This window comes from Amycolatopsis sp. NPDC114505 (assembly GCF_055633615.1).
This window is the reverse complement of record NZ_JBVKDV010000003.1, coordinates 485187-500149: the sequence shown is the minus strand read 5'-3', so window position 1 is coordinate 500149 and position 14963 is coordinate 485187. Positions and strand designations below refer to the sequence as shown.

General features: G+C 71.2%; 14 protein-coding genes. 3 read left to right on the top strand and 11 right to left on the bottom strand.

Features of this window, described 5'->3' with window-relative positions; translation table 11 throughout:
• The 7 genes from ACZ7OU_RS31490 to ACZ7OU_RS31460 form a co-directional block, all read right to left on the bottom strand.
• Entirely contained in the window at positions 1–627 is a 627-nt protein-coding gene (locus ACZ7OU_RS31490; RefSeq protein WP_470257991.1) for a GntR family transcriptional regulator, read from the bottom strand.
• Positions 627–1289 carry an HAD family hydrolase gene (locus tag ACZ7OU_RS31485; protein ID WP_470257990.1) on the bottom strand — a complete coding sequence of 221 codons (663 nt, stop codon included), beginning with the start codon at positions 1287–1289 and terminating at the stop codon, positions 627–629. Before ACZ7OU_RS31485 ends, ACZ7OU_RS31490 begins: the two co-directional genes overlap by 1 nt.
• A gap of 20 nt (positions 1290–1309) precedes the next feature.
• Positions 1310–2158, bottom strand: coding sequence for a LysR family transcriptional regulator (locus ACZ7OU_RS31480; RefSeq protein ID WP_470257989.1), 849 nt, complete (start codon positions 2156–2158; stop codon positions 1310–1312).
• A gap of 26 nt (positions 2159–2184) precedes the next feature.
• On the bottom strand, positions 2185–2940 hold the full coding sequence (locus tag ACZ7OU_RS31475) for an alpha/beta fold hydrolase (protein WP_470257988.1): 756 nt from the start codon (positions 2938–2940) through the stop codon (positions 2185–2187).
• A 16-nt stretch (positions 2941–2956) separates the two neighbouring features.
• Positions 2957–3325 (bottom strand): DoxX family protein, encoded by a 369-nt coding sequence (locus ACZ7OU_RS31470; RefSeq protein WP_470257987.1) that lies wholly within the window; start codon positions 3323–3325, stop codon positions 2957–2959.
• A 60-nt stretch (positions 3326–3385) separates the two neighbouring features.
• On the bottom strand, positions 3386–5695 hold the full coding sequence (locus ACZ7OU_RS31465) for a glycosyl hydrolase family 95 catalytic domain-containing protein (RefSeq protein ID WP_470257986.1): 2310 nt from the start codon (positions 5693–5695) through the stop codon (positions 3386–3388).
• 113 nt (positions 5696–5808) lie between these two features.
• Positions 5809–7029 (bottom strand): lipase family protein, encoded by a 1221-nt coding sequence (locus ACZ7OU_RS31460; protein ID WP_470257985.1) that lies wholly within the window; start codon positions 7027–7029, stop codon positions 5809–5811.
• A gap of 111 nt (positions 7030–7140) precedes the next feature.
• On the opposite strand from ACZ7OU_RS31460, the gene ACZ7OU_RS31455 reads away from it, so the two are divergent.
• Both ACZ7OU_RS31455 and ACZ7OU_RS31450 read left to right on the top strand, forming a co-directional pair.
• Entirely contained in the window at positions 7141–7752 is a 612-nt protein-coding gene (locus ACZ7OU_RS31455; RefSeq protein ID WP_470257984.1) for a TetR/AcrR family transcriptional regulator, read from the top strand.
• Positions 7753–7825: 73 nt separating this feature from the next.
• Positions 7826–8056, top strand: coding sequence for a hypothetical protein (locus ACZ7OU_RS31450; RefSeq protein WP_470257983.1), 231 nt, complete (start codon positions 7826–7828; stop codon positions 8054–8056).
• A 49-nt stretch (positions 8057–8105) separates the two neighbouring features.
• On the opposite strand, the gene ACZ7OU_RS31445 is transcribed toward ACZ7OU_RS31450, so the two are convergent.
• The 3 genes from ACZ7OU_RS31445 to ACZ7OU_RS31435 form a co-directional block, all read right to left on the bottom strand.
• On the bottom strand, positions 8106–8885 hold the full coding sequence (locus tag ACZ7OU_RS31445; RefSeq protein ID WP_470257982.1) for an SDR family oxidoreductase: 780 nt from the start codon (positions 8883–8885) through the stop codon (positions 8106–8108).
• Between the two features lie 71 nt (positions 8886–8956).
• Entirely contained in the window at positions 8957–12550 is a 3594-nt protein-coding gene (locus tag ACZ7OU_RS31440) for a discoidin domain-containing protein (protein WP_470257981.1), read from the bottom strand.
• Positions 12551–12847: 297 nt separating this feature from the next.
• On the bottom strand, positions 12848–13285 hold the full coding sequence (locus tag ACZ7OU_RS31435) for a winged helix-turn-helix transcriptional regulator (protein ID WP_470257980.1): 438 nt from the start codon (positions 13283–13285) through the stop codon (positions 12848–12850).
• A gap of 131 nt (positions 13286–13416) precedes the next feature.
• Between ACZ7OU_RS31435 and ACZ7OU_RS31430 the strand changes: the two genes are divergently transcribed.
• On the top strand, positions 13417–14613 hold the full coding sequence (locus ACZ7OU_RS31430; RefSeq protein WP_470257979.1) for a thiolase family protein: 1197 nt from the start codon (positions 13417–13419) through the stop codon (positions 14611–14613).
• Here ACZ7OU_RS31430 and ACZ7OU_RS31425 read toward each other — a convergent pair.
• The gene (locus tag ACZ7OU_RS31425; protein ID WP_470257978.1) at positions 14544–14951 is read right to left on the bottom strand and encodes a response regulator; all 408 of its coding nucleotides are present in this window, start codon (positions 14949–14951) and stop codon (positions 14544–14546) included. The two genes, ACZ7OU_RS31430 and ACZ7OU_RS31425, sit on opposite strands and share 70 nt — an antisense overlap.
• Positions 14952–14963 lie beyond the last annotated feature (12 nt).

Below are 14963 nucleotides of genomic sequence, written 5' to 3'. Positions count from 1 at the left end.
TCAGAGGTCGAGCAACCCGCGGCGAGCGCGCTCCAGGTGGTCCCCCATCTCGGCCTCCGCGCTCGCCGGGTTTCCCGAAGCGATCGCCTCCAGCAACCTCCGGTGCTCCACCGCCAGCTCCGCCGGATCCGGGTACGACCCGCGCAACCGGGCCAGGCACAGCTGCATCTCCTCCTGCAGCGGCGGGTAGATCCGGCTCAACCGCACACTCCCCGCCGCGTCGACGAGCGCCAGGTGGAACGCCGTGTGCGCCTCCACCCGCTCGCTCCAGCCCGCCCCCGGCGGCAACGCCTCCAGCACCGACAGTGCTGCCCGCACCCCGTCCAACGGACGCCCGGCGAGCAGCCGCACCGCCGTCAGCTCCAGGGGCAGCCGGACCGTGAACAAGTCCCGGACGTCGGCGTCGGTCACCACCGGCACCCGCAGCGACCGGCCGTCGGAACGCTCCACCAGGTGGCGGGCGACCAGCTCCTGCAACGCCGACCGCACCGTCGGGCGCGCCACCCCGAACGTCGTCGCCAGGCCCTGCTCGGTCAGCGGTGTCCCCGGGGCCAGCACGCCGCTGAGGATCTGGCCGCGCACCTCCGCCACCAGCGCGTCGCGGGTGTTCGTCGTCTGCAGCACCATCAGGACGCGTGCACCCGCTCCACCGTCGCGACCAGGTCGACGAGGTCCGGCAGCACCGCGTCGGCGATCGACGGGTCGCTCGGGTCCGCGTGCCGGTTGATCCAGACCCGCCGGATGTCGAGCGCCTGCGCCGGCACCATGTCGTGGAAGTGGCTCTGCGCGATGTGGACCCAGTTGTCGCGCGTCGCATCGAAAGACGAAGCGAAACGCGTGAAGTGCGCGTAGCCGGGTTTGTACGACCCGACGTCCTCCGCGGTCACGATCGCGTCGATCGGCACGACGAGCCGGCGCTGGGTCTCGCCGATCAGGTCACGGTCGCAGTTCGTCAGCAGCGCGAGCCGCCAGCCCGCCTCGCGCAACGCCGTCAGCGCCGGCCGGACGTCGGGGAACACCGGCCAGTACGGCAGCCCGGTCCCGAGCACGGACGCGTCGTCGGGCACCAGCTCGACACCCGCTTCGGCCGCGGTCCGCCGCAGCGACTCCGCGAGCACCTCCCGGTACCGCCGCACCGGCTGTTCGGCCTGCACGTGCGGCTCGATCCGGTTGTAGACCTCCAGCAGCTCCGCGCCCCGCCCGGGGAACAGCAGCTCGATCCCGGTGGCGATGCCGTGGCGCCAGTCCACCAGCGTGCCGAAACAGTCGAACGTCGCCCAACGAGTCATACCGTCAGACTGCTATACGGTTATACCGAAAGCAAGTCGGCCATCGCGAAGACGAGCGGCGACCGCCGGGCCGCGACCCACGCCAGGCACACCTCGTTCGGCGGCAGGTCCTCGACCGGCACGTGGGCGACGCCGGGCCGCGTGTAGTACTCCGACGTCGACAGCGGGATCACCGCGATCCCCCGCCCGGCCGCCACGTGCTCCAGCTTCTCCTCGACGCTCCCGAACTCCCGCCGCCGCGGCGCCGTCCCGTCCCGCAGCTCGACCGCGACGTCGCGCCACTCCGGCACCGCGTCCGGGTCGTTGAGCACGTGCTCGCCGGCGAGGTCCCCGACCAGCACCGACTCCTTGCCGGCCAGCCGGTGGTCCGCCCGCAGGACCGCGACCCGCGGCTCCCGGAACAGCGGCCGCAGGCTCAGCCCGCGCCGGTCCACCGGCAGCCGGATCACGCTGACGTCGGCGCGGCCGTCGTGGAGGACCTCGGTCTGGTCGGCCCACGTCGTGCGGAGCAGCTCCACCGTGACGTCCGGATACCGCGCGGAAAGCGAGCGGACCGCGTCGGTGACGATGATGCCCGGCATGAACGCCACGGTGAACGTCCCGCGCGCGGCCGTCGCGACCCGCCGCCGCAGCGCCGACGCCGAGGCCAGCAGCGGACGCGCGTCCTCCAGCAGCTGACGCCCGGCTTCGGTCAGGGACGTGGACCGCTTGTCCCGCACGAACAACTGCGCGCGCAGCTCACCTTCGAGGGCGCGGATCTGCCGCGACAGCACCGGCTGCGCGATGTGCAGCCGGGCCGCGGCGCGCCCGAAGTGCAGCTCCTCGGCGACCGCGACGAAGTACCGCAGCTTGCGCAGATCGACGTCCACCCGACCTCCCTGGTACCCCCAGGGTATTACGCGTGCGCGCCGAGGAACCCGGTCAGCGCCGGGTTCACCTCGTCCGGGTGGGTGTAGCTGAGGAAGTGGGCACCGCCGTCGACGACGACCAGGGGCTCGGCCGCGGGCAGCGCGTCCGCCAGCTCGGCGGCCCGCTCCACCGGGTACGCGAGGTCCGCCGAACCGTGCAGCACCAAGGCCGGGCACGCGATCTCACCCACGCGCGAAAGCACGGAGTCCCGGTCGACGAGCGCCCCCATGGTCAGCTTCAGCTGGTCGGGCGCGACCGACGTCCAGCGTTCCTTCCACTCGTCCACGGGAAAGCCGCCGAAACAGATCTGCGCGACGCCGTCGAGTACTTCGGGCGGCGCGCCACCGCTCACCCACGCGTCCAGCACCGCCCGGTACCCGGCGGCGACCGCGGGATCCTCCGCGGCCGCCGACGTCCCGAGCACCGCGAGCGCGGTGACCCGCGACGGCGCCAGCAGTGCCATCCGCAGCGCGACGAACCCACCCTGGCTCGTCCCGACGACCGCCGCGCGCGAGACGCCGAGTTCGTCCAGCACGGCCAGGACGTCCCGGGCCACGTCCCAGTAGTCGAACGGCCCGGTGGCGGGTGTCCCGCCGTGGCCGCGCTCGTCGACCGTGACGCACCGGAAGCCGTCGAACGCCGCGAGCTGCGGGGCGAACATGCGGCCGTCCATCAGGAAACTGTGCAGCAGCACGACCACCGGGCCGTCGCCACCGTGATCGGTGTAGGCGGGAAGCGTCATCGGTCCTCCGAACTCGTCAGCCGGCGAACCGGCCGATCGCGACGAACGCCGCCAGCACCAGCAGCACGACGTTCATCGGCAGCGCCTTGGTCTCCTTGCGCCGTGCGTGCACGATGATCGCACCGACCTGGATCACCGCCAGTCCGGTCGCGGCCAGCGGGGTGAGCACCGGCGCGATGTCCAGCGCCCACGGCAGGATCAGCCCGAGCGCGCCGAGGATCTCGACGGCACCGATGGCCTTCACGCCCGCGTCGGAGAAGTCCGCCGTCCAGCCCATGTTCGGGTTCTCGAGCAGCTTCTCCCGCGGCGTCGCGAGCTTCATACCGCCGGCGGCGAGGTACAGCGCGGCGAGCAGACCCGCCACGACCCACAGGACGACGTTCACGGTGAACCTCCGGTCCGAGGAAACTGATTGAACACTGCATCAGTTTCCGGAGGCTACACCTCAACTTGGCTGGACCGTGACCGACTGCCCGGGCCGCAGCGAGATCGTGCGACGCCACTTTCCCGCGCGCACCTCCGTCCGGGTCCCGCCGACGCTCCGGACCACCGCCCGCGTCACCTGCCCGTCGCGCCAGGACAGGTCGACCTCGAACCCGCCGCGCGCGCCGATCCCGGTCACCCGGCCCGACCGGGCCCACGCCGAGGGCAGCGCCGGCAGCAGCTCCAGCACCCCCGGCCGCGAGTAGACGAGCATCTCGACCATCGCCGCCGGCGCGCCGAGGTTCGCGTCGATCTGGAAGATCGTGTAGCTGCCCTGGCTGTACATGTCGAAGAAGTTCGGCGCGGTCCCGTTGCCGTTGGCGACCGACGGCCGCATGACGGTGAGCAGCAGCCGGTAGGCCTTGTCGGCGTCCTTGAGCCGCGCCCAGCACGCCGAGCGCCACGCGCACGCCCAGCCGAAGCTGTCCATCCCGCGCGCGACCAGCAGCTCGCGGATCCCGTCCAGCAGCTCGCCCGGCGCGGTGTCGGTCGCGATCCGGTCGCCCGGGAAGAAGCCGATCAGCGGGGACAGGTGCCGGTGGGTCGTCTCGCCGAGGTTGTCCGGCGACATCCACTCCTCGAGCCAGCCGGTCGTCGGGCTCACCTTCGGCAGGTACAGCTTCTTCTGCAGTCCGGCGATCCGGTCGCCGTACGCGCGGTCCCGGCCGAGGACCGTGACGGCTTCGCGGTAGTGCGCGAAGAGATCCCAGACGATCTCCTGCGAGTAGGTGTTCCCGCGGGTGTCCTGCGGGCCGTGTTCGGGCGACCAGTCGTGGTCGTCGACGAGCACCTCGCGGCCGTCGACCGTCATCGGGACGAGCCGCGCCTCCCAGAACTCGGCCGCGCCCTTGAGCAGGGGGTAGATCCGCGCGAGGTACGCCTTGTCCTGGGTGAACGCGTAGTGGTCCCAGAGCGAGTTGCACAGCCACGCGTTGCCGGCGGGGTGCCACCACCAGCCGGAGCCGCCGTAGATGTTGGTGGAGAACGCGATGGCCCAGCCGCCGATCTTGCCGCTGGTGTTCCGGAACCGGTTGCGCGGGTCGTTGAACAGGCGTTTCGTGCTGTCCGTCCACACGGGAAGCTGCGCCAGGCAGTAGTCGGCCAGTGCAGTGAAGCTCCCGGGCAGCGCCGCGCGGTCGGCCAGCCAGTAGTTCATCTGGAGGTTGATGTCGGTGTGGTAGTCGCTCATCCAGTCGGGCGTGTTGTTGTTCTGCCACAGCCCTTGCAGGCCCATCGGCAGCCCGTCGCGCGAGCCGGTGATCGTCAGGTACCGGCCGAACTGCAGGTAGCTCGCCTCGAGCTCCGGATCGGGCGTGGCGGGGTCGTCGTGGCGGGCCAGCAGCCGCGCCCACGAGTCCAGCGCCCGCTTCGCCGACGGCGACTGTCCCAGGTCGACGGTCATCCGGTCGTAGAGCCGCCGGTAGTCGGCGGCGTGTGTGGCCAGCAGCGCCCCTCCCCCGGCCCGCAGCGCTTTCGACGCCTTCTGCTTCGCGAGCGCCAGGGGGTCGAGCGACGCGTCGAGGAACTTCCGGGCCGCGTCGGGCACGTAGTTCGTGCCGCCGCTGACGACGATGACGACCTCGCGGCTCCCGCTGAAGGTCACGCCGCCGGCCACCGTGCACGCGTACTTCAGGCCGTTGGCGAAGGTGCCGGTGAACGCCGTGGTGCCGGTCATGGTCTCGCCCCGGGTGGGCTCCAGCGAGACCGACCCGGTGACGGGCCCGCCGCTGAGCCGGATCACCACGACGTCGTCGGGGTGGCTCGCGTAGTACTCGCGGCGGTACAGGACGCCTTGGTGCCGGTAGGTGATCAGGACGACGCCGTTGCTCAGGTCGAGCGTGCGGCGGTAGTCCGTGACGCCGGTGTGCACGGGCACCGAGATCCGCACCTTCGCCAGCAGGCCGAGGGTGCCGAACTTCTCGCGCTCGTACGGGAACTGACCGTCGTCTTCGAGGACGTCGTTGGCGCCGCCGGTCCACAGTGACGCGTCGGCCAGGTAGAGGAAGTCGGCGGCCGGGTCGCCGCCGACGAGGGCACCGATCCGACCATTACCGATCGGCAGACCCTGCTCGATGATCTTGTCCTCGGCGGCGGGAGCCGGGTACCACAGTGTCGTCGCCCGGCTGTCGGGAACCAGCTCCGCGTCAGCCGGGCGGACGACGTCCGCGCTTGCGGTGAAAGGAGGAACGCCACTCAGGGCGATCCCGGCGCCGACCGCGCCACCGAGCTTGAGAAAGGTGCGGCGCGAGGGCGGGAGGGAAGGGTTCGACATGTCGGATCCGTTCGGCGTTGAAGGCGGGGACCGGCGTGCAGCCCGCCAAACATATGACCTATCCGGATCCGAGGTCAAGATTCTTCGTAATTAATCCGATTACATACGAGACATCAACAGTTCCGCGGCGCGGGCTTCCCGGCCAGCCGGTCGTGGACGTAGGCCAGCGCGCCGGGTGCGCCCTGGACCGCGACCGTCACGTGGTCGCCGATCGGGATCCGGTCGTACTGGATCGTGACACCCTCCGCGCAGTACTTCCGCACGAGCGCGTCGACCGGCGGCGTGAGCGCCAGTTCGTCGAAGATGCCCTGGTAGAAGTACGTCGGCGAGCCCGGTTTCCGGGTGCCCATCACGTTCTGCGCGATCACCTGCCGCACCGCGGGGACGTCGAGCAGCTGAGGCACGGTCGTGTAGTCCGCCATCCGCCGGAACGCCTGCGTGACGCTGAACTGGCTGATGCACTGCTTCCCGACCTCGGCGAAGGCCTGCTTCCCGCGGTCGTTCAGCAGCGTGGCCGTGTCGATCTCGGGGTAGGCCCGGCTGAGCCCGACGGCGGCGCCGATGTAGACGCCCGAGAGCGGCCCGCCGTCGATCCGGCGCGCGACGTACTCGATGTCGGCCGGCACACCGCCCGCGGCGACCCCGGCGAACGTCAGCTCCGGCGCGTAGGACGGCTGCACCTCGTTCGCCCACTGGCTGGCCAGCGCGCCGCCCGAGTAGCCCATCAGCGCGGTCGGCGTCGCCGCCCCGGCCAGGCCGGCGGGCGCGAAGGACTGGGCCGCGCGGATGCCGTCGATGACGCCGTGCGCGGTGTTCAGGCCGGCGGTCCATTCGGACTGCGGGCCTTCGTAGTCGGCGGTCACGACGGTGTGGCCGGCGGCGAGCAGCGGCACCATGAGCGCCAGTTCCTCGGCGGGCAGCGCGGTCCCGGTGGCCAGCACGTACGACGGCGCGCAGTCCAGGCTGAGGCCGTCCTGCGCGGTCTGGTACGAGACCAGCGTCCGCGGTCCCTTCGGTGGCGAAAGCGGCTGCATGATCGTCGCGACGTCGGCGATCGCGGCGCCCCGGGTGTCCGACGAGCGGTACTTGACCTGCCACGCGCGGATCGGGACGGGCAGGGCGAGCGCCCGGATCGTGATCGGGCGAGAGTCGAGGACCGCGCCCGGGGCGACGTCCGGAAACGGTGAAGGCTGGGCGTAGAAGGGATCCGCGGCGGGGTTCGGCGGCAGTCCGGCGGGCGTCGCAGCGGAAGCGGCGGGTGCGGTGAGCGCCGCGGCGGCCAGGACGACGGCGGCGACGAGGGTTCGGCGTGTGTCGGCGTTGACAGTGAGCACGGGACCTCCCGGTTTCGATACCGACCGGTATCGGGTGAAGGAATTACCACGTGACGCCGATCACGGTCAACGAATCAGCTCCGCGCGGGCGAGGTTGTACCGTTGCGCCCCATGACCGGCCCGCAGCGCCGCCGCCCGAGCCGCGCCGAGACCCGGCGGCGGATCATCGACGCCGCCACCGCGGTGTTCGCCCGCCAGGGCATCGCGGCGACGTCGCTCAACGACATCGCCGCCGAAGCGGGCCTGACGAAGGGCGCCGTCTACTCGAACTTCACCGGCCGCGACGACCTCGTGCTGACGATCATGGAGGAGCACCTGGTCGAGCGGATGGACCGCGCGACAACGGCGTTCACCGACCTGGCCGACCTCGACGAAGCCACCACCGAAGCCGGCGCACGCCTCCTGTCGGGCATCGACGCCGACGCCACCTGGCACCGGCTGCTCCTGGAGTACTGGGGCTTGGCGATGCGCAACCCGACCGTCCACAGCGGACTGGCCGAGCGCCGCGCCCGCCTGCGGGAGGCGGTCACCGCCGCGATCAGCAAGGCCGCGGCGTTGCACGGGGTCGACCTTCCGCTGGCACCGGAGCACCTGGCGGTGGTGGTGCTGGCGTTGTCCAACGGCCTGGCCGTCGAACGCGGCGTCGATCCGGCGGCGGTTCCGCCGACGCTGTTCAGCGACGTGCTCAAGCTGCTGGTCACGTCCCGCGGCGAGAAGTCATGACATCCGGAGTGGGCGGTCGGCTCCTCAAGTTCCAGGCGACCACCACGTGGACGGCGGCGGTCGCCTGGTCGAGGTGGCAGACGACCGTCGCCGTCGAGCCGCGACGCCTGCTCGACTTCGAGGAGCGGGATCCGGTGACGGCAAGCGCGCTACCTACGACATCGCGCGGGATGAGCAGCACGACTTCGCCGACGAGATCGAACGCGACATCATCGAGTTCCTCGACAACCTGAGACAGGGAGCTCTTCTGCGCGGGAACGGCGGGGCGAAGGTCGTGCTCGCCTGTCCCCTGGACGGTTCCTGACCAGTGCGTCCACGCACCCCGGTCTCGCCTCCGCTCAGCTCGGCGGTGACTACGTCCCCGTCGAGTGACGGTTCCGGTAGCGCAGCACGCCCGCGTCAGCCTGGCCGGCCAAGTACTGCCCGAACGTGATCGTCCCGTCGCGGTGGTCGGGTGCCAGGTGGCCGCCGCCGGCGTAGGCGCGGAACGTCTCGCCCGGCACGCTCACCGGCACGATCTTCCGTCGCCGGCCGCTCGCCTCCGCGACCGCCTGGGCCAGCTCCGCCGCCGCGATGATCTCGGGACCGCCGAAGTCGTCCACCCGCCCCGCCGGCTCGCCGAGCGCGAGGTCGGCGAGGCGCCCGGCGACGTCCCGGACGTCCACCGGCTGGAACGAAAGCCGCGGAACGGGCAGCACCGGCAGCCGGGACGCGCCGGCGAACAGCGTCCGGACCAGTGCGTGGAACTGCGTTGCCCGCTGGATCGTGTACGGCAGCCCGGACGCGGCGATGAACTCCTCGGTCTCGAGCTTGCTCCGGTAGTAGCCGAGCGGGACCCGGTCGACGCCGACGATTGAGACGTACACCAGGTGCGGGCCGCCCGCCCAGCGCGCCGCCTCGGCGAGCGTGCGCGCGAAGTCCGTCTCCCGGCCGAAGAAGTCGGTGGCGCAGTGGACGACGACGTCCACCCCCGCCACCGCGCTGTCGATGCCGCGGCCGGTCCGCAGGTCGCCGGGGACGACGCCGGGTGCGGGCCGCCGGCTCAGCACGCGGACCTCCTCCCCCGCCGCGCGCAGGCGGTCCACGATCGGTCTGCCGAGCTGTCCGGTGCCACCGGTGACCAGGATCCGCACGAGCCGCCTCCCGCCGTGAAGCCGTCCAGGCCACCTTACGGGTGACACGCACCCGCAAGGTGGCCCGAACGTCAGTTGCGGTTGATCGTGAAGGTGGACGTCGTGTTGCGGATGTCCTGGTCGTTGTCGCTCAGCGTGAGCCCGGTGAACGTCGCCGAGCCGACGGCCGGGCCCTGACCCGGTTCCGGCAGCTCGTTGGCCCAGATCCCGATCCCGGACTTCGCGTCGAACTGGTCACCGCTGCGGTGGGCGCCGGTGATCGACACGTTCGTCAGCACCGTGTCCTGGACCGTGTTCTGCGGTTGCCCGCCGACGTAGTTGGTCTGGAACATGATGCCGCTGTAGGTCGGGCTCTGGATGTCCACGTCGGACACCCGGATACCGCGGAACTCCTTCGACGCCGAGAACAGCCAGATCGCCGGGAACGTCTGCTGGCCCCAGAAGTGGCCACCGTCCCGGACGAGCGAGGCGTTCTGGACCGTCGTCTGCTGCGGCCCGAACCCGAGGAACGGGTAGCCGAAGTCGAGCGAGCTGATCGTGATCGCCGAGTACGTCAGCGTGTCCGCGATGTAGAGGTTGCGGAAGGTGTTGTTGTACCCGCCGTAGACCGCCAGCCCGGCCGCGCGCCACGGAGTGAGCGAAGTCAGGTTCTCGAACACGTTGTCGTACTGGTTGCCCTGGTTGATGTCCGTGGCGGCGAACAGCGCGAAGCTGTCGTCGCCGGTCGACCGGGCCTCGACGTTGGTGACGTGGTTGCCGGTGCTCCCGTTCGTGAGGTTGATCCCGTCGGCGAAGGTGTCGCGGATCCGGGAGTTCTTGATCGTGGTGTTGTCCACGTTGGTGCCCCAGACCATGACCACCTGGTGCTCCACCCAGATGTTGTCGATCGTCAGGTTGGCGACGTTCGCCAGGTTGAACACCTTGCCGGGGCCGTCGATGCGGGAGGTGTAGTTCCCGAACACCGCGAACCCGCTGATCGTCGAGCCGTTCGCGGTCGGCTGCACGTCGATGCCGATGTCGGTGTTCTCCTGGCCCGAAGGCGCGGAGAACTTCGTGAACCACGGCCCGGCGCCGGTGACCGTGACGGCCTTGCCGTAGACGTTCAGCTTGCTCGACAGCGCGTAGTTCCCGGCCGGCAGGTAGACGCCGGTGAGCGTCGTGTCCTGCCGGACCTTGTCGAGCGCGGCCTGCACGTCCTGCTGCGTGAACCCGGCCGGGACCGCGAAGTGCGCCGGGTCCGGGTTGGCGGTCGCGGTGGCCTGCTCGAAGTTCACGAAGTCGATCGCGTAGTTCGTGCTGTTGGCCGCGTCCTTCTGCAGCTTGATCTTGTGCCCGGCGGGCACGGTGGTGCCGAGCATCGCGCTGGCCTCGTCGTAGATGTGGCGCGGCCCGGCGCCCGGCGAGTTCCCCGGGCCGGTTTCGGCGCCGTAGAGCCACGCGTAGTGCGAGGTCAGGTCGATGGCCTTGAGGAACGTGCCGTCGACGTAGACGTTCAGCGTCGAGTTCTGCCCGCCGCCGCCCGCGGAGTCCGGGATGGAGAACCGGGTGACCAGGGTGTTGGTCGACGCGCGGGTCGTGAACTCCACCGACGAGCCGGTCGAGTTCAGCGTCACGGCCTTGCGGCCCGACGCCTCGCCCGCGAGGTCGCCGATCGTGCGGTTCGGCCCGACCACCGACGCGCCGCCGGCGACGACGCCGTCCTCGGCCTCGTACATGTCGTAGGGCATGTTCGCGCCCCGGCCGACGAACAGCGCCTGCGTGCTGGTGTTGTTGGCCTGCTTCACCGGCAGCTCGTTGGCGTCGTTCGCGACGACCGTCTTGACGGTGTACCGGCCGTTGGCCGCGGTCCACGTACCGACGTTCACCGGCGAAGCGGTGGCTCCCGCGGCGATGGCGCCCGTGTACGTCCCGCTGAGCGTCTTGACGACGGTGCCGTTCTGGTCGGCGATCGTCACCGTGACGCCGTGGGCACCACCCGCCGAAGCGACCGTCCCCTGGTTGCGCAGGGTCGTGCTGAACGTGACCGTGTTGCCCGCGGACGGGTTGTTCGGCGACCACGCCGTGGCCGCGACGAGGTCGGAGCTCTGCACCGGGCTGACGACCAGCGCCGTCGACGCGGTGTAGGAGTTGTTGGCCTCGTTCTGTTCGATGACGGCGTTGGCCTCGTCGACCTTCGCCGTCAGCTGGTAGCTGCCCGCGTCCCGGGTGCCGATGTTCGCCGACACCGTCGCCGACGCGCCGGCGGCCAGCGCCCCGACGTTCGCGGTGCCGACCTTCGTCGTCCCCAGGTAGAGGTTGACGTTCGTCGCGCCCGAGTCCGCCGTCCCGGCGTTGCGGACGGTCGCCGACGCGGTGATCGCGTCGGTCTCGACGGGGTTCTGCGGCGACCAGGACACACCCGAAACCGTCAGGTCGGGGTTCGGCGCGGGGACGCCGAAGACCTGGAACTCCGCGGCCTGCCCGCCGCCGGCACCGGAGTTGGCGGTGACGCGCAGCCGGACGTCGGCGGCCCGGCCGCTCAGCGGGATCGTCACGGTGTTGCCGGACGACGGGTTGAAGCTGTAGGTCTGCGCGGCGGACAGCGTGGTGAACGCGGTCCCGCTCTGGTCACGGCCTTCGACGGCGATCGTCTGGGTCCGCGGGCCCCAGGACGCGTCCGGGTCGAGCTTCACGACGACCTGGTTGAGGTCGGCGTTCGAGCCGAGCGCGACGGTCAGCAGGTTCGGGTAGGTCCCGCCGCCGCCCTCCCAGTAGGTGCTGGTCGAGTTGTCGTTGGCGTTGGCCGCGACGAAGGTGAACTCCGTCGAGGACGCCGTGATCGGCTTGCCCACCGCGAGGTTCGTGCCGGCCTGAGTGCCGGTGCGCGTCACGGTGTTGCTGGTGCCCGACTGGTTGCCGGCCGCGTCGCGAGCGCGGACGTAGTAGGCGACGGTCGTGCCGTCCGGCTGGCTGTCGGTGTAGGTCAGGACCGTCCCGGCGACACTGCCGCGGAGCTGGCCGTTGGCGTAGACGTCGTAGCCGGCGACCCCGGTGTTGTCGGTGGAGGCCGACCAGGTGAGCCGGATCTGGCCGCTCGCCGGCTGCGTGTAGGCGAGGTTGGCGGGCGCCGACGGCGGCTGCGTGTCCCCGCCGGCCGGGCCGTGCACCTCGAACTCCGACAGCTGCGCGGCGGGCCAGGCGGTGTTGGCGCTGACGTTCAGCCGGACGTACCGGGTGTTCCCGGTGACGTCGACGGTCACGGTGTTGCCGGTGGCGGGGTCGAACCGGTAGCCCGCCGAGGCCTTGAGGTCGCTGAAGGTGGTGCCGTTCGTGCTGCCCTGCACGTTGAAGGTCTCGGTGCGGGCCTCCCAGCCGGCCGGCAGCTTGAGCACGAGCTGGGCGACGTTCGTGGCCGCGCCGAGGTCGGCCTGGACCCACTGCGGGAACTGGTTGTTCGTGCTCTCCCAGTAGGAGGCCTGGTTGCCGTCGCCGACGTTCGAGACGGGGTAGCCGGCGAGCTGGCTGCTCGCGGTGTAGGTCGCTGCGGCGGCTTCGGCGGCCGGCTGCACTGCCTGGACGGAAGGCGTGGCGGCCGGGGCGCCGCTCGCGGCCACGGCGGGGGTGGCCAGCAGGAGGGACAGGGCGGCGTAGGTCGCCGCACGCGACAGAAGTCGCTTCGTTCTCATGGGTTTCCTCTGATCCGGGGAGGAGGGAGACGCGTCGGGACGGCACAACCGGGGAACGGGACACGCGCGGACCGGGTCCGGGGGCGCACGCGGGCAGCACGGAACAGCCGTCATGGGCACCTCTTCGTCGAGGGCTGGGCGGGATATTCCTGACGTCTGCCGCGATTTCTCGCTCAGTTGTCAGGTTCTTGCACTGATTCGTTCAAGAGTTACCGTGACGGCGGTCTCAAGTCAACGCCCAAACGTCGAAAAGGCCTCCTCGCGGGGGATGCGAGGAGGCCTTTCCGGAGAACGAGGTCAGTGCACGGCACCCAGCCGGATCGCGTGGGTGCCCGGCGCGTTGACCGGGTCGCCGCAGTGGGCGCAGACGGTCGCCGGTTCCAGCACCTCGCCGCAGGCGTGGCGCCACAGCGTCGGCGGTTCGCCCTGGTGGACGTACTTGTCGCCCCAGGCCATCAGGCCGAGCAGGATCGGCTGCAGCGCGCGGCCGGCTTCGGTCGGGTAGTACTCGTGGCGCGGCGGGTGGGCCTCGTACTGGACCTTCTCGAGCACGCCCGCGTCGACGAGCTTGCGCAGCCGCGCGGCCAGGATGTCGCGGCTGGCGCCGGTGTTCTCGGCGATCTGGTTGAAGCGCCGCTCCCCCAGCATGATCTCCCGCAGCGCGAGCAGGCTCCAGCGCTCGCCGACGACCTCGAGCGCCTCGGCGACCGAACACTCGCGACCACGCCGGACCATGCCACCTCCATGGGGTTGAAAATCCAACCTAGCACGTCAACCTCCTGTGACGTGCCGAACAGGTCAGTTGTGGTATCCAACTCACCCGGCGTATACCGAACGTATCCCCGATCTGCGAGGAGGCAGACGCCATGACGGACGCGGTGATCGTCGACGCGGTACGGACCCCGATCGGCAAGGGCAAGCCGAACGGAACACTGGCCGGGGTGCACCCGGTCGACCTGCACGCCCACGCCCTGCGCTCGCTCGTCGAACGCACCGGCGTCGACCCGGCCCGGATCGACGACGTCATCAGCGGCGCGGTCGGTCAGATCGGCGAGCAGAGCATGAACACCGCCCGCTGGGCCGCGCTGGCCGCGGGCCTGCCGGAGTCGGTGCCGGCGGTGACCGTCGACCGGCAGTGCGGCAGCAGCCAGCAGGCCGTCCACTTCGGCGCGCAGGGCGTCATCGCCGGCGCGTACGACGTCGTCATCGCCTCCGGCGTCGAGTCGATGAGCCGGGTGCCGATGGGCAGCCAGGTGGCCGGGCGCGACCCGTTCGGCCTGCAGGTCGCCGCCCGCTACCCGGACGGCCTGGTCCCGCAGGGCATCAGCGCGGAGCTGATCGCCGCGAAGTGGGGCTTCACGCGGGCGCAGCTGGACGAGTTCTCCGCCGAGAGCCACCAGCGGGCCGCGAAGGCGTGGGCCGACGGGAAGTTCGCCGGCGAGGTCGCGCCGCTCAAGGCACCAGGGCCCGACGGCGTGCTCGTCGACGTCACGACCGACGAGACGGTCCGGCCAGGCACTACCCCGGAGATCCTCGCCGGGTTGAAGCCGGCGTTCCGCGCCGACGTCTGGGAGCAGCGGTTCCCGGACCTCGGCTGGCACGTCACCGCGGGCAACTCGTCGCCGATCAACGACGGCGCCGCCGCGCTGATGATCACCAGCTCCGAGACGGCGAAGGCGCTCGGACTGCAGCCGCGGGCCCGGATCCACAGCTTCGCCGTCGTGGGCGACGACCCGCTGTACATGCTGACCGGCGTCATCCCGGCGACCCGCAAGGTACTGGCCCGGGCCGGGCTTTCGGTGGGGGACATCGACGCCTTCGAGGTCAACGAGGCGTTCGCGAGCGTCGTGCTCGCCTGGCAGGCCGAGATCGGCGCCGACCTGGCGAAGGTCAACGTCAACGGCGGCGCGATCGCCCTCGGCCACCCGCTCGGCGGCAGCGGCGCGCGGCTGGCGACGACGCTGCTGTCGGTGCTGGAGCAGACCGGCGGCCGCTACGGCCTGCAGACGATGTGCGAGGCGGGCGGCCTCGCCAACGCGACCATCATCGAGCGCTTGGACTGACCGAGGTACTCCCGCAGCGCCGCCACGGCTCCCCCGGGATCCGCGGCGGCGACCGGGAAGACCTCGTCGTAGCCGGACGCGAGCAGGTCCGCGCGCGGGCTGTCCAGCCGGCCGCCGAGCACCACGGGCAGCCCGGTCAACGCCGGATCCGCACGCACGCGGCGGAGCACGTCGAGCCCCGAAGCGCCCTGAGTCGTGGACAGCACCAAGCAGTCCGGCCGCTCCCGGCGGCACGCCTCGAGCGCTTCGGCCGCCACGCACACCTCGTGGCCCGCGCGTTCGAGGACCACCTGCAACGCGACCACGCTCCACGCGGCCGCGTCCAAACCGGACAGCACGATCTTCACCTC

Excerpts from the sequence above, each read along its gene's own strand:
- ACZ7OU_RS31490 (WP_470257991.1), bottom strand. The coding sequence starts at position 627 with ATGGTGCTGCAGACGACGAACACCCGCGACGCGCTGGTGGCGGAGGTG.
- ACZ7OU_RS31485 (WP_470257990.1), bottom strand. The coding sequence starts at position 1,289 with ATGACTCGTTGGGCGACGTTCGACTGTTTCGGCACGCTGGTGGACTGG.
- ACZ7OU_RS31475 (WP_470257988.1), bottom strand. The coding sequence starts at position 2,940 with ATGACGCTTCCCGCCTACACCGATCACGGTGGCGACGGCCCGGTGGTC.
- ACZ7OU_RS31465 (WP_470257986.1), bottom strand. The coding sequence starts at position 5,695 with ATGTCGAACCCTTCCCTCCCGCCCTCGCGCCGCACCTTTCTCAAGCTC.
- ACZ7OU_RS31455 (WP_470257984.1), top strand. The coding sequence starts at position 7,141 with ATGACCGGCCCGCAGCGCCGCCGCCCGAGCCGCGCCGAGACCCGGCGG.
- ACZ7OU_RS31440 (WP_470257981.1), bottom strand. The coding sequence starts at position 12,550 with ATGAGAACGAAGCGACTTCTGTCGCGTGCGGCGACCTACGCCGCCCTG.
- ACZ7OU_RS31435 (WP_470257980.1), bottom strand. The coding sequence starts at position 13,285 with ATGGTCCGGCGTGGTCGCGAGTGTTCGGTCGCCGAGGCGCTCGAGGTC.
- ACZ7OU_RS31430 (WP_470257979.1), top strand. The coding sequence starts at position 13,417 with ATGACGGACGCGGTGATCGTCGACGCGGTACGGACCCCGATCGGCAAG.